Source organism: Bacillus sp. LJBV19 (assembly GCF_017797845.1).
Lineage (GTDB): Bacteria > Bacillota > Bacilli > Bacillales > Bacillaceae > Bacillus > Bacillus velezensis.
The window spans coordinates 619,291-642,275 of record NZ_CP072563.1 but is presented as its reverse complement, the minus strand read 5'-3'; the positions used below and the strand labels follow the sequence as shown (position 1 = coordinate 642,275).

21 protein-coding genes are annotated in these 22,985 nt (G+C 47.0%); 8 read left to right on the top strand and 13 right to left on the bottom strand.

Going from position 1 to position 22,985, the window contains the following annotated elements; translation table 11 throughout:
• Positions 1-124 precede the first annotated feature (124 nt).
• The 4 genes from J6600_RS03280 to J6600_RS03265 form a co-directional block, all read right to left on the bottom strand.
• The gene (locus tag J6600_RS03280; protein ID WP_209387955.1) at positions 125-2,332 is read right to left on the bottom strand and encodes a DUF4129 domain-containing transglutaminase family protein; all 2,208 of its coding nucleotides are present in this window, start codon (positions 2,330-2,332) and stop codon (positions 125-127) included.
• Between the two features lie 18 nt (positions 2,333-2,350).
• Complete coding sequence (locus J6600_RS03275) at positions 2,351-3,535, bottom strand: DUF58 domain-containing protein (RefSeq protein WP_209387954.1); 1,185 nt, start codon at positions 3,533-3,535, stop codon at positions 2,351-2,353.
• Positions 3,535-4,497, bottom strand: coding sequence for an AAA family ATPase (locus J6600_RS03270; protein ID WP_029973756.1), 963 nt, complete (start codon positions 4,495-4,497; stop codon positions 3,535-3,537). The genes J6600_RS03275 and J6600_RS03270 overlap by 1 nt, the downstream gene beginning before the upstream one ends.
• Positions 4,498-4,635: 138 nt before the next feature.
• Entirely contained in the window at positions 4,636-5,508 is an 873-nt protein-coding gene (locus J6600_RS03265) for a cation diffusion facilitator family transporter (RefSeq protein WP_014417084.1), read from the bottom strand.
• Positions 5,509-5,894: 386 nt separating this feature from the next.
• Between J6600_RS03265 and gabP the strand changes: the two genes are divergently transcribed.
• From gabP to J6600_RS03245, 4 genes are all read left to right on the top strand, one after another.
• Positions 5,895-7,280 (top strand): GABA permease, encoded by a 1,386-nt coding sequence (gabP, locus tag J6600_RS03260; RefSeq protein WP_014417083.1) that lies wholly within the window; start codon positions 5,895-5,897, stop codon positions 7,278-7,280.
• 108 nt (positions 7,281-7,388) lie between these two features.
• The gene (gene cotA, locus J6600_RS03255) at positions 7,389-8,927 is read left to right on the top strand and encodes an outer spore coat copper-dependent laccase CotA (RefSeq protein ID WP_209387953.1); all 1,539 of its coding nucleotides are present in this window, start codon (positions 7,389-7,391) and stop codon (positions 8,925-8,927) included.
• A 205-nt stretch (positions 8,928-9,132) separates the two neighbouring features.
• Positions 9,133-9,342: a cold-shock protein gene (locus J6600_RS03250; RefSeq protein WP_007408879.1), complete on the top strand. Its 210-nt coding sequence runs from the start codon at positions 9,133-9,135 to the stop codon at positions 9,340-9,342.
• Positions 9,343-9,440: 98 nt separating this feature from the next.
• Positions 9,441-9,599: a hypothetical protein gene (locus J6600_RS03245; protein ID WP_003155794.1), complete on the top strand. Its 159-nt coding sequence runs from the start codon at positions 9,441-9,443 to the stop codon at positions 9,597-9,599.
• Positions 9,600-9,629: 30 nt separating this feature from the next.
• Here J6600_RS03245 and J6600_RS03240 read toward each other — a convergent pair whose 3' ends face one another.
• Together J6600_RS03240 and J6600_RS03235 are read right to left on the bottom strand one after the other, a co-directional pair.
• Positions 9,630-10,676 carry a TolB family protein gene (locus tag J6600_RS03240; RefSeq protein WP_209387952.1) on the bottom strand — a complete coding sequence of 349 codons (1,047 nt, stop codon included), beginning with the start codon at positions 10,674-10,676 and terminating at the stop codon, positions 9,630-9,632.
• Positions 10,677-10,741: 65 nt separating this feature from the next.
• On the bottom strand, positions 10,742-11,110 hold the full coding sequence (locus J6600_RS03235) for an RlpA-like double-psi beta-barrel domain-containing protein (protein ID WP_007408877.1): 369 nt from the start codon (positions 11,108-11,110) through the stop codon (positions 10,742-10,744).
• Between the two features lie 363 nt (positions 11,111-11,473).
• Here J6600_RS03235 and J6600_RS03230 point away from each other — a divergent pair, with 363 nt between their 5' ends.
• The 4 genes from J6600_RS03230 (at position 11,474) to J6600_RS03215 (ending at position 16,263) form a co-directional block, all read left to right on the top strand.
• Positions 11,474-12,514, top strand: coding sequence for a 2,3-butanediol dehydrogenase (locus J6600_RS03230; RefSeq protein ID WP_007408876.1), 1,041 nt, complete (start codon positions 11,474-11,476; stop codon positions 12,512-12,514).
• A 188-nt stretch (positions 12,515-12,702) separates the two neighbouring features.
• On the top strand, positions 12,703-13,200 hold the full coding sequence (locus J6600_RS03225; protein WP_003155802.1) for an RNA polymerase sigma factor SigV: 498 nt from the start codon (positions 12,703-12,705) through the stop codon (positions 13,198-13,200).
• Positions 13,200-14,060, top strand: coding sequence for an anti-sigma-V factor RsiV (gene rsiV / locus J6600_RS03220; protein WP_014417080.1), 861 nt, complete (start codon positions 13,200-13,202; stop codon positions 14,058-14,060). The genes J6600_RS03225 and rsiV overlap by 1 nt, the downstream gene beginning before the upstream one ends.
• Positions 14,061-14,331: 271 nt before the next feature.
• Positions 14,332-16,263, top strand: coding sequence for an acyltransferase family protein (locus J6600_RS03215; RefSeq protein WP_209387951.1), 1,932 nt, complete (start codon positions 14,332-14,334; stop codon positions 16,261-16,263).
• Positions 16,264-16,305: 42 nt separating this feature from the next.
• Here J6600_RS03215 and J6600_RS03210 read toward each other — a convergent pair whose 3' ends face one another.
• From J6600_RS03210 to J6600_RS03180, 7 genes are all read right to left on the bottom strand, one after another.
• On the bottom strand, positions 16,306-17,310 hold the full coding sequence (locus tag J6600_RS03210; RefSeq protein WP_029973761.1) for an SPFH domain-containing protein: 1,005 nt from the start codon (positions 17,308-17,310) through the stop codon (positions 16,306-16,308).
• Positions 17,311-17,336: 26 nt separating this feature from the next.
• Positions 17,337-18,098 carry a TPM domain-containing protein gene (locus J6600_RS03205; RefSeq protein ID WP_014417077.1) on the bottom strand — a complete coding sequence of 254 codons (762 nt, stop codon included), beginning with the start codon at positions 18,096-18,098 and terminating at the stop codon, positions 17,337-17,339.
• The gene (locus J6600_RS03200) at positions 18,098-19,123 is read right to left on the bottom strand and encodes a TFIIB-type zinc ribbon-containing protein (RefSeq protein ID WP_209387950.1); all 1,026 of its coding nucleotides are present in this window, start codon (positions 19,121-19,123) and stop codon (positions 18,098-18,100) included. Before J6600_RS03200 ends, J6600_RS03205 begins: the two co-directional genes overlap by 1 nt.
• A 50-nt stretch (positions 19,124-19,173) precedes the next feature.
• Positions 19,174-19,860, bottom strand: a complete 687-nt coding sequence (locus J6600_RS03195) for a PspA/IM30 family protein (RefSeq protein WP_021495204.1) — start codon at positions 19,858-19,860, stop codon at positions 19,174-19,176.
• A 114-nt stretch (positions 19,861-19,974) separates the two neighbouring features.
• Positions 19,975-20,292, bottom strand: coding sequence for a YjdJ family protein (locus J6600_RS03190; protein WP_014417074.1), 318 nt, complete (start codon positions 20,290-20,292; stop codon positions 19,975-19,977).
• A gap of 232 nt (positions 20,293-20,524) precedes the next feature.
• Positions 20,525-21,487, bottom strand: coding sequence for a carbohydrate kinase family protein (locus J6600_RS03185; protein WP_209387949.1), 963 nt, complete (start codon positions 21,485-21,487; stop codon positions 20,525-20,527).
• A gap of 101 nt (positions 21,488-21,588) precedes the next feature.
• Complete coding sequence (locus J6600_RS03180) at positions 21,589-22,965, bottom strand: MFS transporter (protein ID WP_025284356.1); 1,377 nt, start codon at positions 22,963-22,965, stop codon at positions 21,589-21,591.
• Positions 22,966-22,985 lie beyond the last annotated feature (20 nt).

Genomic DNA, 22,985 nt, shown 5'->3' with positions numbered 1-22,985 from the left:
AAAACGGAGGACACACGTTCAGCCCTCTGTCGGCAAGACTTGTCCGGAAGCCCGGCTTTTTAACGCTCCCGGGCTCCCATTTAACATTCATTTATTCTAACAACAGGACGATATGCGGTCAAGACTATCTTCTTTTAATTATATTTTCCCACAACTGTCCCGATTCATTCCAAAGCTTTGCGGCATTATCGCTGCGGTATAACGCACGCTCATAGCGCAGCGTCAGCTCGGACATGTCGTTTGTATGGTGCGCCTCGTCAACCCTCGCGGCAAAATCACGGAGCGTTTCTCCGTCTCCCCTGCTGAACCCTTTTCGTTTCAGCTGTCGGAGCAGTGCGGCATATGCGTCGAAAAAGACGTCTTCATCCGTTCGCCGCTTCAATCTGGCTGCTGTAACGTGCGGAATCCAGCGCGCCCGGAGCAGCCAGGCGAGTGCCGCCGCGGCTGAAATCAAAATGACGATGGCTGCATACGGCCATAGCTGTGCCGCGGTTTTGTTGCGGATCACAGGCTGCGGTGCCGCGCTGTGATCCCGCTTTTTCGGCTTTTCCTCTTTTTCCGGCTTTGATTCCTGACGCTGCTTGTCAGACGGTTCATCCGAGTTCCCCGCTGAGCCTCCGCTGTCTTTTGCCGCGGTATGATTTTGCTCTGACGTAAACTCCGTCGGATTGGTGAAGCCTTTCGTCGGCTCAAACGTCACCCAGCCCTGATCCGGAAAATACACTTCTACCCACGAATGGGCGTTGTTGTTCGTGACTTCATAAATGTGGCCGTTATGGTCGCCTGCCCCTTTATACTCGCCGGATGTATAACCCTTCACCCAACGGGCGGGAATACCCGCAGATCGGAGCAGCACGGCCATTGCCGATGAAAAGTTATCACAATATCCTCTTTTCGTTTCAAACAGAAATTGATCGACATAATCCTGATTGTGCTCCGGAACCGCGACATCCTGTGTATGATACGAAAATGCGGAAGATCCGAGATAATCCTCGATCGCCTTCGCTTTATCGAACATATTATGATGATCCCGCGTCAGTCTGTCCGCAAGCTGTCTCACTCTTTTCGGAAGGCTGTCGGGGACCTGTAAATACCGGTCATTGAATTGATTCTGCTCACGGTATCGTTTTACTTTCACTTTTCTGAGATCATTCAGCTTAAAGACGGGCGCCTGAAAAGTCACCGTGTACCGTCCCATATTGCGGATGTTGCCCACTTGTTCACTGACCGGCGTAATTTGCTCGGTGTTTCCGTTCATTTCAAGCTGAATCGAGTGCTTCGGTTTAATATTGGAGACGCCGATCGGATACATGACGTGATTATAGAGATAATTCTCATCAATGGACACCTGTGCCGTATATCGTCTCGTCTGCACACTCCGGTCAAACCATATATCTTCCACGTTGCCGCCGTTCAGTTTATAGGACATGCCCTGATCGGTCTCCACCCAGCCTTTCCCCGTGTATGTATCCTTCGTTTCCACCCGGAAGTACGCCCGTTCTTTTCCCTTCCATGTGAAAACCGGCGTATCATCCTCCTGAAAAGGGCCGCCCAATGTTTCATCATGATTGCCGTAGCCGATTTTGCTTTCGGCGGCGGGCACTTCTTTGTGGTTTGTTATTTTTTTAAGAAACGGCACGGGGTCCGGCCAGTTCGGGTCTGATTTCGGAGCCGCCAGACCGAACACGACGGAAGCGCAGATAAACAGCATCAGCGGCAGAAACCATTTGAGTATCAATCTTTTTTTAAACGCTATGTGTTCCGTAAGCCGGATGCGCTCCATATACAAAAGCCCCATCATCAAAAAGCCGATAAAGACGATCCGGATGACGGCGTACGCGGCATCATAAGGAGTAAACGTATCAAGCACGGTGATATACGCCACCGTCATGATAAAAAAGAATAATATTTTCCGCTGATAGATCACCCAGTAATGCAGCAAATACACGAGCAGCCATAAAAGCACAAAAAACAGCAACGTGCGGAATGACGGATTCATTTCATTCCATCTTCCTGTCCCGATGTGGCGGGCATTTTGCATCACGTCCCGCAAAAAAGAAACGAGCCATTCCGGCTGAAAAACCGAACCTTTATAAAACAGGATGTGAATACTGATCAACGTAAACAGAATGCAGGACGGCACGGTTACGTACCACCTCATCCGGAAGAATGACAGCAGAAATGCCAAACCGATAAAAACGATGAAAAAACCGGTATGTTTTGTATCCGTAAAATTGTGCAGCGGCCTGAGCCATTCCCATAACAATAAAAAAGCGAGAAAATAAAACAGCAGCAGACTCAGCCTGCTTCCCTGGTTCTCGTCATGCGGCATGGCGCGCCACCTCTCTTTCTAAACAACATGGGACACCCGTTTGTCCCTGATCATTTGCACCTTAATATTTTTTTGAGCGAAGATGAGAGCGAGTTTCCGTTCTTTGTCCGAAAGCGCGGCATTCGTTTCTTTCGCCAAAAACACCGTCATGTCAGCACGGCCGGGCTCAGCCTGTTTGAGAAGGTCTTCTGTAAGACTGCCCGTCACGACGGCAATGGAAGCTTTGCGGACGCGCGGATCCGCCAGCTCTTTTCCTAAACGCCCGCCTGCATCGGCTTCTTCCGATTCTGAAGCTGATGCCAGGTAACGCAGCATCTTTCTGAAATGCCGGTCTCCCTCCCCGACGGGAAATACGGTCCGGTCGCTCCCCAATGAAATAAACCCCGCGGGAGAGCCCTTCATAAGCGCCGTGTAAAGCAGGGATGCCGAAGCTGACACCGCGGCTTCAAACGAAGGGGACGGCCTGCAGTCCAAAAGGAGAATCATATTCATACTCTGCAGCGGGTCAAATTCCTTCGTCATCAGCTCATTTCGCCGCGCCGATGTTTTCCAGTCAAGTGCGGAAAACCGGTCGCCCGGCTGATAATTTCTGACGCTCGCAGCCATTGCGGAACGGTGTACCTGAAACGGAGCGCCGGCACCCGCACCCTCTTCTCCGGATGCGGCCTGCGGCTTATAGTGAACAGACCCGTACGCCGGGAAAACCAGAACCGTATCCGTTACGGAAAACGACGCCGTCTTGTCCAAAAGCCCGAGAACATCTCCCGTCCGCACTCTTAGCGTATGTAAATGATGCTCTCCGCGCGGCACCTGCGGCAGCTCATATTGTAACGTCAGCTTCCTTTGAAACCACGGAAACACGAGCTGTTTCGCACTGCGCCTCTCGCCAAGCGTTTCCGGCATCACATCTTCAATGACCATATATGTCAACGGAAACGGCAGGCGCCTCGTCAGCCTGATGGTGACAGACAGCCTGTCGCCTGAGGTTAACTGGGCAGAGGACACGTCACGCGTCACCTGAAACGCCCGCAGCGGGTACACAGCGACCAGCCCGGCGTAAACGGTAAACGGCAAAAACGCATAAAATAAAAACCAGCTCACAAATCCGCCCTGAAACATGGCATAAGAAAAGACAGCCGCCGTCAGTACGGCCAACATAAGCAGCTTCCAGCCATATAGAAGCCAATGCATCTTCTTTCTCATTAGCGGACCGACATCCTTTGGACGGGCACTTTTTCCGTTTGCATGATGTCTTCTATAATCGCTTCCGGCGTCACATCGTTAAATTTCGCCTCGGCGGTCAGGATCATTCTGTGCGGCAGCGTATACGGAGCCAAATACTGGACGTCATCAGGAATGACGTAATCGCGGTCATGAAGCAGCGCGTACGCCTGCGCGGCTTTCATTAATGAGATTGAACCGCGCGGACTTACGCCCAGATGTACGGACGAATGCCGGCGGGTATGCTGAGTAATGCCGACGATATACGCTTTAATTCCCTCATCCACCCGCACCTGCTCCAGTTTTTGCTGAAGGCTGATAAACTGTTCTTTAGAAATGACGGGCTCGATTGTTTCAAGCGGATTGCGCCCTTCCTGCAAAGACAGAACTTGAAGCTCTTCCTCGGCAGTCGGGTAGCCCATGCGCAGCTTAAATAAAAACCGGTCAAGCTGGGCTTCGGGAAGCGGATACGTTCCTTCATATTCAACCGGGTTTTGTGTGGCCATGACGAAAAACGGCTCAGCCAGCCGCATTGTCTTTCCGTCAATCGTGACATTCCCTTCCTCCATCGCCTCAAGCAGGGAAGACTGCGTTTTCGGAGAGGTTCTGTTAATTTCATCAGCCAGCACGATATTCCCCATGATCGGTCCAGGGCGGTATTCAAATTCCATCGTTTTCGTATTATAAATAGAGACACCCGTCACGTCTGACGGCAGAAGATCCGGCGTGAACTGAATCCTCTTAAAGTCAGCTCCGATCAGCTTGGCCAAAGCGCGGACCATCATCGTTTTTCCGACTCCCGGCACGTCTTCCAGCAGCACATGCCCTTTTGCGAGAATGGCGGCCAGACTGAGTATGGCGATATCCCGTTTTCCTATGATGATGTTTTCAATATGCTCAACGGCTTTCTCCAGCAGCGGATGCAGCTCTTCTTTATAAGCCATTCTTCTCCTCCTAGTCATCTCTCAAATTTCAATTATCGTAACCTAACTTTACCACAAAATATAAACAGTATAAAAAAACGTTTCCAGCGAATTGTTTCCAGTCTGAAAAAGGAAAAAGCTCCCTTTAGAAAGGAAGCTTTATTTCAGTTGGAGAGGCTCCATATGAACGTGTGAATGGTCAATGGCATGTTCCTCTTTCATCTTGCGTTCTACCTCATTTGCGATCTCATGACTCTCTTTAATGTTCAGATCAGACGGCACTTCAATGACGACATCAATATGAACGGAGCTGCCCAGATATCTCGCTTTAATATCTTTTAAACGGCTGACGCCCGCAATCTGTTCAATCGTCTTTTTATAATCAGAAATATGTTTGACATCAAAACCGTCAGTCAGCGAATGAGAGGATTCCTTAAAAATATCCCACGCGGTTTTGCAGATGATCAATCCGATGATAAACGCGGTAACCGTATCCACCCAAGCCAAATGGAACTGTGAAGCAAAAATTCCGATAAACGTGCCGATACTGACGAGCGCATCTGATTTATTATCAGCGGCCGCAGCTGAAAGGGCCTGGCTGTTTACCTTTTTGGCAAGCCCTTTCGTATAGCGGTAGACCATCAGCATCACGACGGCGCTCCCCGCGGCCGTCCAGGCGGCTATCATATCTGGTGTTTCCTCTTTAACGGAAAAAATAGATTGCGCGGCGCTGAACAGCACTTGCATTCCGACAAGCATCATAATAATGGAAGCGATGAGTGACGCGACGGTCTCCGCCCGAAAATGGCCGTAAGGATGATCTTCGTCAGGAGGTTTCTGAGAGATGCGCAAACCGATGAAAACAGCCGCAGATGCCACGATATCAGTCGTATTATTTAAACCGTCGGCCTGAAGCGCTTCTGAGTGAAACAAATAACCGATCACAAGCTTCACAGCCGACAATGCCGCATATGCGCCAATACTGACAATCGCTCCGGTTTCGCCTTTTTTCAATTCATGATATCTCTCCACTGAAAATCCTCCTTCCCGTTCAATTTTTCCTTCATTATCATACAAAGCGAAGACACAGTGGGTCTATAGAAACATGATTCACTTTCCACAGAAAAATAGTAAGCATAGAACATTTATGCGCTCAGGAAACTTATTTTTATTCACGAAACCCCTCTCATCCCAATCGTATCAAGGATTCTCGCCACCCTATGTTCATGGAATTATTTTCAAACCCATTAAAACGCAAAAATAACAGAAAATTATTTCTTTTCCTTCCGGCACCTTCTGCTGTACGGACGAGAAAAAATGTCATATTTTCTTACATCACTTTCAACTGTCTGTGGCATTTATGATAGAATAATACTTGTCGGAATATTCAGCATAAACAAGCCAAAAGGAGGCAAAGAATGAATCAGCCTAACTCTTTATCAAAGGGATTAAAAACCCGGCATATGACTATGATTTCAATTGCCGGCGTGATCGGCGCCGGATTATTTGTCGGAAGCGGATCCGTCATTCATTCCACCGGACCCGGAGCGATTGTCTCCTACGCTTTAGCAGGATTATTAGTGATTTTTATTATGAGAATGCTGGGGGAAATGTCCTCCGTCAACCCGACAAGCGGTTCGTTTTCACAGTACGCGCATGACGCCATCGGTCCTTGGGCCGGTTTTACGATCGGATGGCTGTATTGGTTTTTCTGGGTCATCGTCATTGCCATTGAAGCCATTGCAGGCGCCGGAATCATACAGTACTGGTTCCCGGGCATTCCGTTATGGCTGACGAGTCTGCTTCTGACCGTGCTGTTAACACTGACGAATATTTATTCAGTTAAATCGTTCGGCGAATTTGAATACTGGCTTTCCTTAGTGAAGGTAGCGACGATCGTTGTCTTCTTAATCGCGGGATTTGCGTTCATTTTCGGAATCGTCCCCGGCAGCAAGCCGATCGGGCTGGAAAATCTGGCGGGCAGCGGCGGATTTTTCCCTAAAGGTCCAAGTTCCGTTCTGCTCGGCATCGTCGTTGTCATTTTTTCTTTCATGGGATCTGAAATTGTCGCAATCGCAGCGGGAGAAACGTCAAATCCGGTCGAATCCGTCACAAAGGCGACCCGCTCAGTCGTTTGGCGGATCATTATTTTTTACGTCGGCTCCATTGCGGTTGTGGTCACACTGCTGCCGTGGGATTCAGCCAATATTTTGGAAAGCCCCTTCGTTGCCGTTTTGAGCCATATCGGGGTTCCCGCAGCCGCTCAAATCATGAATTTCATCGTCCTGACAGCCGTTCTGTCCTGCCTGAACTCCGGGCTTTATACGACGTCACGGATGCTGTATTCACTGGCAGAGCGAAATGAAGCGCCGCGGCGTTTTATGAAACTGAGTAAAAGAGGCGTACCGGTTCAAGCCATTATCGCCGGCACCTTTTTCTCCTATATTGCCGTTGTTATGAACTACTTTTCACCCGACTCCGTATTCTTATTTCTGGTCAATTCATCAGGGGCGATCGCACTGCTCGTTTATCTCGTCATCGCCGTCTCACATCTGAGAATGAGAAAGAAAATCGAACGGACAAACCCTGAATCTCTTAAAATCAAAATGTGGTTCTATCCGTACTTAACCTACCTGACGATCATCGCCATTTGCGCCATCTTGTTATCTATGCTGTTTATCAGTTCAATGCGGTCTGAATTTCTGCTGACAGGATTTATTACTCTGCTGGTGCTTGCCTCATATGTATTCCGCAAAAAACAAAAACCGAAAGAGAGCGCTTCCGAAAGCCGGGTTGCGCAATAACCGCAAACACCCCCCTCAAAAAAGGGCGGGTGTTTTTTTAACCAACCTGTTCCAGGCAGCATTAACTGTAGTACAGGATTTCAATAAATGATAAGGACAGGATGAAAAATGGCACTAGAAAAATTTGCAGATGAACTGCCGATTATCGAAACACTCCAGCCGCAGAAGAAATCAGACGGCAGCACGTATTATGAAGTCACCATGAAGGAATGCTTTCACAAGCTGCACCGCGATCTCCCGCCGACCCGGCTGTGGGGGTATAACGGTTTATTTCCCGGCCCGACGATCGACGTGAACCAAGATGAGAACGTCTATATTAAATGGATGAATGACCTTCCGGATAAGCATTTTCTGCCCGTGGATCATACCATTCACCATTCAGAAAGCGGCCATCAGGAACCCGATGTCAAAACCGTCGTCCATTTACACGGAGGAGCAACCCCGCCGGACAGCGACGGCTACCCGGAAGCCTGGTTCACAAAGGATTTTAAGGAAACGGGTCCTTATTTTGAGAAAGAGGTATACCATTATCCAAACAAACAGCGCGGGGCTCTGTTATGGTATCACGATCACGCCATGGCGATTACGAGGCTCAATGTGTACGCGGGGCTTGCCGGGATGTATATCATCCGCGAGCGAAAAGAAAAGCAGCTGAAGCTTCCCTCCGGAGAGTACGACGTACCGCTTATGATTTTGGACCGCACGTTAAATGACGACGGTTCCTTGTCTTATCCGAGCGGACCTGCTAACCCTTCCGAAACGCTGCCCGACCCTTCCATCGTCCCGTTTTTTTGCGGAAATACCATTCTCGTCAATGGTAAAGCGTGGCCGTATATGGAAGTTGAACCGCGGACATATCGTTTCCGCATCCTTAATGCCTCCAATACAAGAACATTTTCTCTCTCGCTCAATAACGGCGGGAAGTTTATCCAAATCGGTTCTGACGGCGGACTGCTTCCCCGCTCTGTCAAAACACAATCTATCAGCTTAGCCCCGGCAGAGCGGTATGATGTGCTCATCGATTTCTCCGCCTTTGACGGAGAACATATCATTTTAACGAACGGCACCGGCTGCGGGGGCGACGCCGATCCGGATACAGACGCCAATGTGATGCAATTCCGCGTCACAAAACCGCTGAAGGGAGCAGACACAAGCCGGAAGCCTAAATATCTTTCAACAATGCCTAATGTGACATCAAAGAGAATACACAATATCAGGACGCTTAAACTCACAAGTACGCAAGACAGATACGGCCGGCCCGTTTTGACGCTGAATAACAAGCGATGGCATGATCCTGTGACAGAAGCGCCGAAGCTCGGCACAACGGAAATCTGGTCGATTATCAATCCGATGGGGGGAACCCATCCGATACACCTGCACCTTGTTTCCTTCCAAATCCTTGACCGGCGTCCTTTTGACTTAGAGCGTTATAACAAATTCGGCGACATTGTGTATACAGGCCCCGCCGTCCCGCCTCCTCCAAGTGAGAAAGGCTGGAAAGATACCGTGCAGGCGCACTCGGGAGAGGTCATCAGAATCGCGGCGACTTTCGCTCCTTACAGCGGACGCTACGTATGGCACTGTCATATTTTAGAGCACGAAGATTACGACATGATGAGACCGATGGACGTCACGGATAAGCAGTAAACAAACATCCCCCTTTTTTCTGAGAGGGGCTTTTTTATTTATCCAAAAAGAAAAAATAAGAAGACACTTATTTGCATATACTGTAATAACAGGAAGACGGTGCACCCTCATTGGAAATCTGGATAGAAAAAGGAATTAGGAGATTAGGGAAAAGTATGAGACAATGAAGGAGTGCACGAAAATTCATAAGGGAAGAAGTGACTTTATGTCTTACTACAACAAACGTAATCAGGAACCGCTGCCTAAAGAAGATGTCAGTACGTGGGAATGCACAAAAGAGGACTGTATCGGCTGGAGCAGAAAGAATTTTGCCGGCAGTGATACCCCGACTTGCCCCCTTTGCGGCAGTAAAATGATCGACGGCGTCCGTTCGTTGGTAAATCTCCAAAACAATAATCAAACGGCATCAAGTTAGACCTCCCTTTTACGAGTCTCAACATAGAGAAGGCCTCCATGTCTCATGAGAGGCCTTTGCGTTATCATGTCCTTTTATGATGCAAAGGAGTAATGAACATGAAAAACGATCGGCAGCAGAAAGATCTGAAGGAAATGGCAAAACGGCGGAAAATGAACCTTGCCGCACAGTCATTCATCGAAACGCTCCATTTTGCCGTTCCGATTCTCCGTTTTTTCAAATGGCTCGCCTCAGCCGCAGCCAGCTTTGTTCATTAAAAAACACCCAGCGGGCGCTGAGTGTTTTTTTCATGATTGGATGACGGAAAAACTGTTGATAATGCCGTTGTCATTTTCCCAGACTTTTTCGCATTTTTTCGTATCCAAATGATAAGCATAAATAGTCCGGACCTTCGCATTCCGCCCCGTTTCATCCTTCAGACGCTTAGCGCCTTTTGCTTCCGCCATGAAATAAATGATGCTGCCGTCTTTAGAAAACTGAGGCTGGGCATCAATCAGCGGAGCGAAGTCCTTCCCGTTTGAGATAATCGTTTCATCTTTTTTCGTTTTGACATTCATCAGACGGATGGACGCTTTTTGTTCCGTCCCTTTTTGTGTATAAGATGTAAAGACAAAGTTCTTTCCGTCCGGTGACACCGCCACGTCGCTGATAAACTGTTCAAGGTTTGTCAGATCCTGAAGGTGTTCGCCCGCTCCTGCTGCAAACCGGATATTCGTCGGTTCAGGGTCAATCCCCTTCTCATTTGCCTCATCCGTTTTTTGATAATCCTCTTTTACGGAATAATGCAGAAGCGCAAAATCGTTTTGGCTGCGATTATAAAAGAAGCTGCTCACACTGTCGTCTTTCTCATCGGCGGCGGGATACAGATTTTCATAACGTTTCGTTTTCAAATCAAAAGATGCGAGACGAAAAATATCTTCATCTGCTTTTCCGAGACGGAAATAAATGTGCGACAGATCCTTTGATAAAAACAGACTGTCAGCGCTTGCCGTTCCTTTATAAAGCACCGTCTTCTTTTTCGTCTTCAGATCAAGCTTATACAGACGCATCTCATTTTGGTCATTATTCCCGACAAAATAGAGCACCTGATGGGCGTCATCCAGCGCAAACGCCGGATATGCCGAAAGCTTTTCCTCGTACAGCACGCGGCCGTCCTCGTAATATTTCGTCATCAGATCTTTGTCTGTAATGGAAACAAGCAGCTTGTCATGACCGCCGGAGACAACGGCTTTTCCGCCGCCGTCGCTTTTTCCTTTAATCAGTAAAACGGCCGCGATGACCGCCGCCGCCAAAACGGCGGCCAGCAACATCCAGATCCATCGTTTCTTCTTCATTATCAATCTCTCCGTCAATCAGAAAAAGCAAGAATCAGTGTCCTTGCTTTTTAAGATGGTCTATTTTAATAGCTGTAGTGTCCGGATACTCTTCCTTTGCTTAATGGATATCCGAGCGCTTTGAACGCTTTCGGGCTGACATCCAATACGGCATTCGGCAGACGGCCTACATCATTTTTGTATACGGTGATAACCTTTTTCGGTTTTGCTTTCGCATAGGCTCTGATTTTCGTTCCGTTTCTCGGAACGTCAAATCCTAATTTTGTCGCGCAATCCCAGTGTCCCAGTTTTTTACCGGACGATCCTTTTTTACCGACTCCATTATACCATGTAATATTTCCGTTCACTTTTTTAGCACTTGCATCAGAAGAGTAACTGATCGCTCCCAGCGTGCTTCCTGCTAAAATCAATAAGGCTAAGAATAACTTCTTCAAGCTTTCGTCCTCCTGATTCTTTATTCTAGGCAAAATTATACACCAAGAAGACGATTATAATATTTCAATCACTTTACATGTTCATTACAACGTGATGAGACATGCACATAACGACGGCACAATTTCCTGTTCTATATAATTCCATGGTAAATTATACTACAAAATTTAATTCATTAGCGTTATAATATTCATAGAGTATTTCTGCATTCAATATGGACTTTTTATAAGGCCTATTGATAGTTGCATAATATGATATATTTTGAGAAATCAGGCTTTAGGAAGCAGGCACTTTATTCCTTTTAACCGTGGTTCATATTGATCATGTACCTATACTCGTTTCAATCAGACTAGGAGTGATAATCAATGAAAGCGGCAAGATGGCACAATCAAAAAGACATTCGAATCGAAAACATTGATGAACCTAAAGCAGAACCGGGTAAAGTCAAAATTAAAGTCAAATGGTGCGGGATTTGCGGAAGCGACCTTCATGAATATTTGGGAGGCCCGATCTTTATTCCGGTCGGCAAACCTCATCCGTTAACAAACGAAATGGCGCCCGTCACGATGGGTCACGAATTCTCAGGAGAAGTCGTTGAAGTGGGCGAAGGCGTCAAAAATTACAGCGTCGGCGACCGTGTCGTCGTGGAACCGATTTTTGCCACACACGGACATCAGGGAGCCTATAACCTTGATGAACAAATGGGATTCTTAGGCTTAGCCGGAGGCGGCGGCGGATTTTCTGAATATGTATCCGTTGACGAAGAATTGCTGTTTAAGCTTCCTGAAGAGCTTTCTTACGAACAGGGCGCGCTTGTTGAGCCGTCAGCGGTAGCGCTTTACGCCGTCCGTCAAAGCAAATTAAAAGCGGGCGACAAGGCGGCAGTTTTTGGCTGCGGACCGATCGGGCTGCTTGTGATTGAAGCCCTGAAAGCGGCCGGCGCCACAGATATTTACGCGGTTGAACTTTCACCGGAACGTCAGGAAAAAGCGAAAGAACTCGGCGCTATCATCATTGATCCGTCAAAAACGGACGATGTCGTTGAAGAAATCGCTAAACGCACAAACGGCGGCGTTGATGTTTCTTATGAAGTAACAGGCGTTCCTGTCGTTCTCCGCCAGGCGATCCAGTCAACAAACATTGCCGGTGAAACGGTTATCGTCAGCATCTGGGAAAAAGGAGCGGAAATTCATCCGAACGATATCGTCATCAAAGAACGGACCGTAAAAGGCATTATCGGATACCGTGACATCTTCCCTTCCGTTCTTGCACTGATGAAAGAGGGCTACTTCTCAGCAGATAAGCTCGTCACGAAAAAAATCGTGCTCGACGACCTGATTGAAGAAGGCTTCGGCGCTTTAATCAAAGAGAAAAACCAAGTGAAAATCTTAGTCAAACCGAACTAAACCGTTCAGCTGAATATCAGACACATCCGAAAAAGAGCCGTTCCGGCTCTTTTTTTCATCTCATCGTCTTTCCTTCCTTTTCCTTTTAAAAATGATCCCCTCTGCGCAAACTATTTTTTACCCTGTCCCGTCTATCCTTAGGCAGCAGCCTATGATACGTATTTTTAAAAAAGGAGCCCTTTGAAGCAATGAAGAACGAAACAGCCAAAGCGTCGCTTGTGACGTGCATAACTGAGCGCAAGGAAGACTTTTACCGGCTTGCGTACAGTTACGTAAAGAACAAGGATGACGCGTTAGATATTGTTCAGGAATCAATTCAAAAAGCGCTGACATCGGTCGAATCCGTCAAAAACCCCGATGTGATCAAAAGCTGGTTTTATAAAATTTTAGTGCGCACGGCCATTGATTTTCTCCGCAAACAGAAAAAACTGAAAGTGATGGACGATGAAACGATCGAGTTTTTAAGCCGCGGAAAGGAAGATCACTACAAAGACACAGACCTTCACGAAGCGCTCGATGACCTGCCGCATCAATATAAAACCATTATCATTCTGCGTTTCTTTGAAGACCTGAAATTAGAAGAAATCGCGGACATCACGGGGGAAAACATCAACACCGTCAAAACACGCCTTTACAGGGGGCTGAAGCTCATGCGCATTCAGCTGACGAAGGAGGATCTTTCTTAATGGAAAAGAGATTAGAACAATTAAGAGAAGAGTATAAAAGTGTGCCCATTCCTAAGGAACTGGACAGCATTGTCGAAAAAGCCCTTCGGCAGAAACCGAAGAAAAAACGAATCGTGATGTGGCCGACATCCGCGGCAGTCGCTGCGGCCGTCTTATTTACCGCCGTTGTCAATATCAATCCGGATGCCGCACAAGCCATGTCTAAAATCCCCGTCATCGGCAAAGTCGTCCAAGCCATCACATTCACGGAGATGAAGGAAGAAAAGAACCAATCAAGCATTGATGTGAAAACGCCCGCTCTGTCCGGACTTTCCGATCATAAACTCGAAGACAGCATCAACCGGCATTACATGAAAGAAAGCAAAAAGCTGTATCAGGAATTTATGAAGGCGACCTCAAAAAGCAAAAAAGGCCACCTCAGTATTTACAGCGATTATGAAACCGTTACTGACACAGCGGATCTGATCTCAATCCGACGTGATATCGAAAAAACGCAAGCTTCCTCTTATACACAAAGCCGTTACATCACGATCGATAAAAAGAATGAGGCCGTGCTTACGTTAAAGAGCTTATTTAAAGATGACCGTTATATTAAAGTCATCAGCCAAAATATTAAAGAACAAATGAAAAAACAGATGAAAGAAGATCCGAATAAAATATACTGGGTCGAAGATGATGATATGACGGAACCTTTTAAAGCCATCCGCGCCGACCAGAATTTTTATATTACAGATAAGCACAAACTTGTTATTTCATTTGACGAATATGAAGCGGCACCCGGATATATGGGCGTTACAGAGTTTACAATACCGACCTCCGTCATCTCCAAGCTGCTTGTCGGAGACCGCTACATCAGATAAAGAAAGAAAAAAATCCATGATATCCGCAGATCATGGATTTTTTCTTTCGTCCCGCAACAGCCAAGATGCACAAGGGACCCTTTTCATATAACAGACGCCGGACGGGGGCTGAAAAGTTTAAGAAAATCACAGCATTTCATTCATTTTTTCTGAAACAAAATCCCCTTCCGAATGCGTCTAATTAACGGAACAAATGGAAGACTGTACAGAAATCTGCCATAGCCATCCGCAAAACAGCGAGAATTTCCGCGCACATTATTGGAGGAATACCATGTCAGACAAGTCACTGCATCACCGCTATATTCCCGGACTGGATGGACTTCGCGCCTTTGCCGTCCTCGCAGTTATCGCATATCATCTGAATTTTAACTGGGCCGACGGCGGTTTCATCGGTGTTGATATCTTTTTTGTTTTATCGGGGTATTTAATTACATCTATTATATTGCCTGCCCAAGGCAATGCCATCACCCTTGATTTGCGTGATTTTTGGGTGCGCCGGATCAGGCGGCTTCTGCCGGCGGCTTATCTCATGATTATCACGACGGTCATTTGGGTCGTATTGTTTAACAGCGAGCTCCTGCATACCGTACGCGGAGATGCGGTCTCCTCACTTTTTTACATAAGCAATTGGTGGTTTATCTTTCATCAACTTTCTTATTTCGACAGCTTCGGCTCCCCTTCGCCATTAAAAAACCTTTGGTCGCTGGCGATTGAAGAACAGTTTTATATCATATGGCCCTTCCTGCTGCTTGCGGGGATGTACATATGTAAAACACGGGCCCGGCTTGCGGCCGCGGTCATGTTCCTCGCGTTATGTTCAGCAGTCGTGATGAGTATGATGTATGTGCCCGGCGGAGATCCGAGCCGCGTTTATTACGGGACGGATACCCGCTCATTTGAATTGCTGATCGGCTGCGCTTTAGCTTTAGTGTGGCCGATGAAACGATTATCTTCCAAACGGCTGCCGAGCAGCATGAAACACCTGCTTCACGGGACGGAGCTTGCCGCTTTTGCCGCGCTGCTGCTTTGCGTCTTTTACACGGATGAATATGAACCCTTCCTGTACAAGGGCGGCATGCTTTTGATCAGCATCACCGCAGCGGTTCTTGTCGCATGTTTATGCCATCCGAGCAGCTTTTTGGGACATGTTCTTTCATGGAAGCCGCTTCGCTGGATCGGAACGAGATCATACGGAATCTATCTTTGGCATTACCCGGTTATCGTACTGAGCACACCCGTACAGGAAATCGGAAATCCGGTTTATTGGCACTGCGCCGTCAGAATCGGCGCCACTTTCATTCTTGCCGAGCTATCTTACCATTTCATTGAACAGCCGATCCGCACTGCGGGCTTCCGGCCATTTTTACGCCGCGTGTTTCTGAACCGCTTTCTGGAATGGAAGACATCCTCTGTCATCAGCAGAATGTCGCTCGGCCTCATTCTTGCCGCCATTCTCGTATTTGCGGGCGGGCTGTCAGGGATAGCCGAAGAGAAAAAACAGCCGCAATGGACGTACGCGCAAAATGATCAGCAAGAAACCGCCGCCTCTTCGCACAAAACGGCCGATCACGATCAGCCTGCAAAAGAAGAAGACAGCAAGAAAAAACACGGCGGCGAAAAAACGGACACCGCGTCAGACACAAACAAGAAAGAACCAGCAGACAAATCAAATACAAAGAAAACCGACAAGAAAAAGGAACGGTCATCTCAAAAAACGGCTGATTCAAAACAAACACAGCCTCAGCAAGACGTGCTGGCCATCGGTGACTCGGTGATGCTGGACATTGCGTCATACCTGCGGCAGTCCCTCCCTCATGTCACCATCGACGGAAAGGTAGGAAGACAAGTCTCTCAAGCACTCCGGCTCACTTCGGAATATGCGTCATTTAATCAGCCGAACAAAGCGGTCATCATCGAGTTAGGGACGAATGGCTATTTCACAAACAGCCAAATTGAATCACTGATCAGCTCCTTTTCAAAAGCCGATATCTATCTTGTCAACACACGTGTGCCGCGGCAGTGGGAAAGCAAAGTAAACGAATCATTGCGCCGGCAGGCCGAGTCACGGAAAAATGTGACGCTTGTCGATTGGCACGCAAAAGCATTGCAGCACCCTGAATACTTCACACCGGACGGCGTCCATCTCATACCTAAGGGTTCTAAAGCTCTGACATCCCTCATCGTTCAAACAATGAAATCATGACAAAAAAAAGAGGCCCCAAAAAGGCCTCTTTTTCGTATATCGTCAGGCAAGCTTCTGTCCGCAATTCGGGCAAAAATTCGCGCCTTCCGTTTTCGTTCCGCAGTTCGGACAGAATTTCGGCTTAGCCGCTCCTTCCGAGCCGTTCGCCGGTGCCGTCCCCTGATTCTGCTGACTTTGATCTTGCTGCGGCTGGTTCTGCTGATTTTGATTCATTTGGTTCATCATTTGATTTGCCACATTCATTCCCATCATCATGCCCGCCATGTCGGAGGCGGCGCCGCTTCCGTTCATTTTGCCGGATGACATTCCGTCCGTCATGGAAATCTGCTGATAGCGGTTCACATCCCCCACCATTCCGTAAGAAGCGTTTTTCGTAATCATATCCTGAACTTCCTGCGGATAGTTAAAGCTCATAATATTGAAGCCCGTAATCGACATGCCGTCTCCGATCAGCTGCATATCAAGATCTTCTTGAATCCCTTTTCCGATTTCAAAGGAATTCGACTGCAGATTGAACATGTCTTTTCCTTCTCTGGTGATCCATTTCATCAAAAGCTGATCGAGAATAGACGTAATCCGGATTTTAATGTCCTCCACTAAATAGCTGTCTTTGACACCCGCAATCTTATCAATCAATCCGATGTAGTCAATGACCTTGAAGTTAAATGTGCCGTTTGCGCGGATCGGCATACCGCCCGGCATACCTGCCGCCGGAATGTTGATGGCGTTTTTTGTGCCCCACTTCACGGTGAACTCCTTCGTATTCACAAACAGCACTTCAGCCCGCATGCCGCTGTTAAAACCAAACTTAAACCCTTTTAGTGTAGATAGAAACGGAATGATTTCTGATTCGATATCATAATCGCCGTCATCACGGAAAATCCCTTCAATCTTCCCATTGTATAAAAAGATGGCATCCTGTCCCGGCCGGATGATCAGACGGCTGCCTTTTTTAATTTCACGGTTATTCCATTTATAGAAAACCATGTCGTCTCTGAATTCTTCCCATTCCACCACATTTGCTAACTGATTTCTGAAAAAACCCATGTATGCTCAAATCCTTTACATATAATTTAAAAACTTCCCTTGCTTCCGCTGTAACTCGTGCCGCCCCTCGTGACTCCGCCGTCATTGTCATTATCTTTATCAGGCTTTTTTTCTCTTGTAACGTCGGTTCGGATATATGTGTCGTGCTGGCTCAGCACTTCAGACGTATCGTGATCCATATACGTGCTGCCGGTGACGGTGACCTTGCCGCCGGAATTGTACACCATCACAGTGACGGCGATTCCGGCCGCGGCTGCGGCAATAATGAGCTGAAACCACCATGTGAGCAGCAGATTGTCAGACTTGTCGTCCGGGCTTTTCCCCATATCTTTATAAGCCATCTTGATGTAGGTCTGAAACGCCTTTTCATAATGGCCTGCGGAAATATCTGACGAGATCGTATTCCTGATCGTATTCAGCCGGCTGTTATTCAAATACGTCTCCGCCTTTTTATATCCCGAGATAAATACTTCCCGATTTTTCATATCAATGGTCAATATCGCCGTACTTCCGCTAAAATGACTGTCATAAAAATCACCGGCGTACTGCTCGATGTCCTTACCGCCCGTTCCGTTTGCGGTAAGAATGATAAAATCGGTATGGCGCTTTGCCCCCAGCTTCCCGGCCAATTCCTCAAGTTTCTTCGTTTCATCCTTCGTTAATAAATGAGCATTGTCGTAAACATATTGCTTCTGTTCCGCGGCAGACGCCGATGTATGTAAAGAAAAAGACAGCATCAGAAAAAGGACGAAGCAGAAGAGACACGCTTTTTTTATCGATACTTTCATCAAAAACCGCCTCCTATCATAAGTGAGACGAGTCTTAATGCTACAAACGCACCGGCGGTTATGCCGCCGAACCACGCGGCCACTTTTCCGGCACTGATCGGCGGTTTGCCGACAACCTTGCCCGTCTGCCCGTTCATCGCAAAAATGTGCTCAGCCCGCTCATAGTCGTAGCTGACCATCCAGACCGGAAGCAGTACGTAAAAGCTGCTGATTTTATCGGTCTGAATCTGCTCATCCGTAATGTCAGCCGTCGTATATCCGGAGAAGGTGGATCTGATATAAGAATCAATATAATGGCTGATTTTATCCTTCGCCCGAGGAAAGAGATCGTCATCGGTATAATTGTACTTTTCCGCTATATATCCCGCTAAATAGGCCGTATTAAACTCCTTCAGCTCACTGTATGAGTAAGGTTCCAATTTGTCCATTAATTCATCATTCATTTTTTCTGAAGCGTCGACCGGAATTTTGAGATAATCAAGATTGATATCGCGGTACGCGTTGTAATACTCGGTCTCCGTCACCCGGTATTCTCCATCATCATAGTGATGCACTCTCGTACAAACGGCATTGACCTGAACCTTGCTGTTTAAATCAAACATCCAAAACGGCACGTACATGCCGGTTATGCTCTTCACCCGATCGGCAGACATAAATCCTTTCGGTGTCAGACGGCCGTTTCGGCACCACTTTTTAAAAGCGCTCATGGCCTCTTCTTTACTGATCGTAAAAGGGATCACCATCGAAGGCGCGAGATTTCCCGATAATCGGTCGGCGAGAACGGCGGCTCCTCCGCAAAACCCGCACGTCGTGGCCGTCGTTTCCGCCTCAGTCATTAATACCGCGCCGCAATTCTCACAGCGGTACTCGTTCGCCTCATTTTCGGAAAATCTCGTCGTTATATACTCTTTTGGCAGGATCTCAATCTGATCCTGCCGCCCGCAGCTGTGACATGTCAGCATGCCGGATGAACTGTCAAAGACCATATCATCGCCGCAGTTCGGGCATTTATAAGAAATGATCATTCTGTTTCTCTCACTTTCTCTTTATATCGGACAAAGCTGCAGCCCGCTGTCTATTGATCTTTACTGAAAAGCATTTTCTGCTTGAGCGCCGCCAATTCATCATCGACACTGCTTTGATTGCTGTCATATTTAGCCGTCAGCTCGTCAATATCGTCTTTCGGAGACGCGTTCAGCTCAGCCATCGCATTGGCGTGATCAAGCGCTTGGTTGACCTTGTCTTCCATTCTGCCGAAAGCTGTCAGCGATTGGCCCGCATTTGACACAGAGGACCCCAATTTGTTCATTCTCTCCTGCGTTTTTGCCACAGACCACTTCGCTTTGATGGCATTTCGGCGCGACTCAAGCTCTCCGATATCAGCGACAAGCTTGTCATGCATTTTGCGCATTTGAGACGCGTTGGATGAAGCGAGCTGATAAGCCGTTTGCAGCTCGGTCAGTCTTGATTCAACAGCCGCTTTCCTTTCCAAAAATGTCCGCGCATCAGCTTCATTGCCGGCCTGCAACGCTTTCATCGCATAACTTTCCATCTTTTCGGCATCAGCCTGGCATTCAGTTAGCGCTCTTTTCGCCCGCTGTTCCTCAGCCATGACAGAAGCCGTCTCCGCTTTCACTTTTCCTAAATCACTGTTCAGATTCCGCAAATATTGATCAACCATTTTTTCAGGGTTTTCAGCTTTATCCAGCAACGCATTGATATTACTTGACATGATGTCTTTAAATCTTCCTAAAATACTCATTTTTCATTTTCCTCCCAAAATTAAATAGTAACAAGTTCACAGTTATATATACTGTTTTTTTCAAAAAAAGTTTCATTTTCTCTTGAATTTATGTATTTTTATATGAAAATAGTCTCATTCAGCCCATTTGTGCCGGCGGAAATTCTTTATGACCAGATACAGTGAGAACAAAAAATAAACAAACAGCCCGATCATTAACCCGCTCACTAACGGATAATGCTTCGCCGCATACACAAAGAAATCCAGCTGCGAAATCTGTTCCGGACTTGTAATCGTATCCGTCCCATTCAAAAGCTTTGAGAATTTAGCCGTATAATTCCAATCAAACGAATCAGAAACAAGCTCACTCCCCTGATACCAATTGACAGCGGCGAGACAAAGAAAACAAAAAACAGAAAACGCGCATTGCACAATAAGAAAAACATGTTTCATGAAAAACATTCCTCCGCGGTTCAATATCATAGGCCGTCATACTATACATGACGGCAGCAGCAGAAACTTGGTTTTACTTAGAACTGATAAAAACGTGATTGTATGTACTTCACAGCGGTTCAATTTACTGGATGCCTTTCTAAAGTATACCGTATATCGTAATGGGTTTCAGACCTAAATAAAGAGGATGCTTCCCGAAGTCCGATGACTTTCAAGAAACATCCTCCATACTTTACAGTGATACTTCAACCTCTTTTAAGCTCGGCAAAGCATCGATCGCACCGATTTTGGTGCACACGAGCGCCCCCACCTTATTGGCAAATGAGACAATATCACGCAGCTTCGCAAAATCATCGGCTGCCGTCTGAATCTCATCGGTGCGCGCCAGCTGATACAGCGCCGCGCCGACAAACGCATCTCCCGCTCCCGTTGAGTCTATTGATGTCACCGGAATGCTCGGAATGATGTCAATATCCTTCCCATTTGATAGAAGGGTTCCGCTTTTCCCGAGTGTCACCGCCACAATGCCGGCTCCGATCTCATGAAGAACCGCAACACCTTCTTTATGATCCTTCGCACCGCTGATGATCTCAAGCTCTTCGTCACTGACTTTCACAAAATCACTTACGGCAACGGCTTTTTTTGCGGTGTTTATAAACTCTGAAACTCTTCCTTTCCATAAATCCTCACGGTAGTTAGGATCGAAGGAAATAAACTGTCCATTGTCTTTCGCAATCGACATCAGCCGTAAATAGGCTGAGCAAAACGGATCAGATAACAATGCTGTCGCTGATCCGAAATGAAGGATTTTCGCATCGTTTACCTTTTCCAGATCAATATCATCCAGCGTAAACAAAGCGTCCGCTCCTCTGTTAAACACAAAGTCGCGCTCCCCATTTTGTTTTAATGAAACAAACGCAAGCGTTGTAGGCGCTTTCTCATCCATGACGAGCATAGAGGTATCGACGTGTACGGCGTCCAATGTCTGCTTCAGAAAATACCCGAACGGATCTTTGCCTGTTTTTCCGCTGAAAGCCGCGTCTCCGCCCAGCTTAGCAATGGCTGCCGACACATTCGCCGGTGCCCCGCCGGCACTTTTTAAGAAATTACGTCCTTCCGTCAAATCAACATCCACATCGGTACAAAAGAAATCAATTAACAATTCTCCAATACAAATAACAGATCGGCTTCCCACATTATCACACTCATTTATCAATTCTCGATTATAGTTTCAGTATAGTGCTTTCTGTCATAAATACAACCGTTTACATAGAATATTTTAAATTTTACGTATACTCATCTTGCAGCTCTTTGCTCCAGATCAGACATCATCTGCTGATATTTTTTTTCAGTTAAAGGATAAAAAGAAATAAGAATAATAGACAGCAGAATGAACAATCCCGGGATGAGCGCATTCATATTTTTAATCGCATTCAATGACGAGGCCGTCTGATCGGTATTCGCGGCATATCCGGCGATTCCGAGATAAACGGCCGAAAATGACCCGGCTAGCGCAACTCCGAGCTTATTGATGAAACTCATGCTCGAAATCACCACGCCATCAGCCCGGACTCCGGTTTTCCATTCTGCATAATCGACACAATCGGCAACCATTCCCCAAGCAAGCGTATTTAAAGGCGTCGTAAAAAATCCCGAAACGAAAAGCCAAAAGAAGATAAGCGGCAGCGAAGAATACGATGTAAACTGAAGGCCCGCATAAGAAATCAGCGATAGCGCCGCCGTGATGATCATAACCTGCTTCCGGCCCCGCTTCTCAGAAAAGAAAGGAATAAACAGATTGCTGATCAGCGCTGCGCCGAAAAACAACACGGTTCCTAAAAACACAAATTCCTTATGGCTGACGTTATACGTAAAATAGTACACCATCGTGCTGAGCTTAATGTTAAACCCAATCGCAAACGCCAAAAATGCAGAAACCAAAATGAGCAAAGGCTTGTTTCGGAACAAAACAGACAACGTCTTTTTCATTCCTTGTTTTTTTCTTTTTTCAGGCTGAATCCGTTCCCGCACAGTAAAGAAGCTGAACAGATTCAATGCGATGCTCACCGCCGCATAGATAAGCGCCGTCATCTGGAATCCAAACGCCTGATCTTTCCCGCCGATGGCGTCCGCAAGCGGTGTCGCACAGGAAATGGATAACAGAATACCGATATAAACCAAAATCATCCGGGTCGTCGTCAGAACCGTCCGTTCCTCCACGGAATTCGTCATCCGTCCCGTTAAGCTGTTGACCGGAATCGTCTGCATGCTGAAGGACATCCCAAGCAGAATATAAGTGATGTACGCATAAACCATGTTCCCCGTCTCGCCGAAATGAGGGGTCGTGAAGCATAAGAACGTAAATAGCGCAAAAGGAAACGCCACCCACAAAAGATACGGCCTTGCCTTTCCCCATCTTGTATTCGTCTTGTCTAAAATCACGCCCATAATCGGGTCAAAAATAGCGTCCAGCACCCTTACGATAAGAAACAAAGCTGCAATGACCGCAGGCTTAATGCCGCCGACGTCTGTATAGTAGAATAATAAGTATGCGTTTACAAACTGAAAGATAATATTGTACGACATATCGCCGAATCCGTAGCCGATCCGTTCCATCCAGGACAGGCCGCGATATTTCGTCTTTACTGCCGCTGCTTTTTCTGTTTCAATCATCATTTCCCACCCCAAGAATC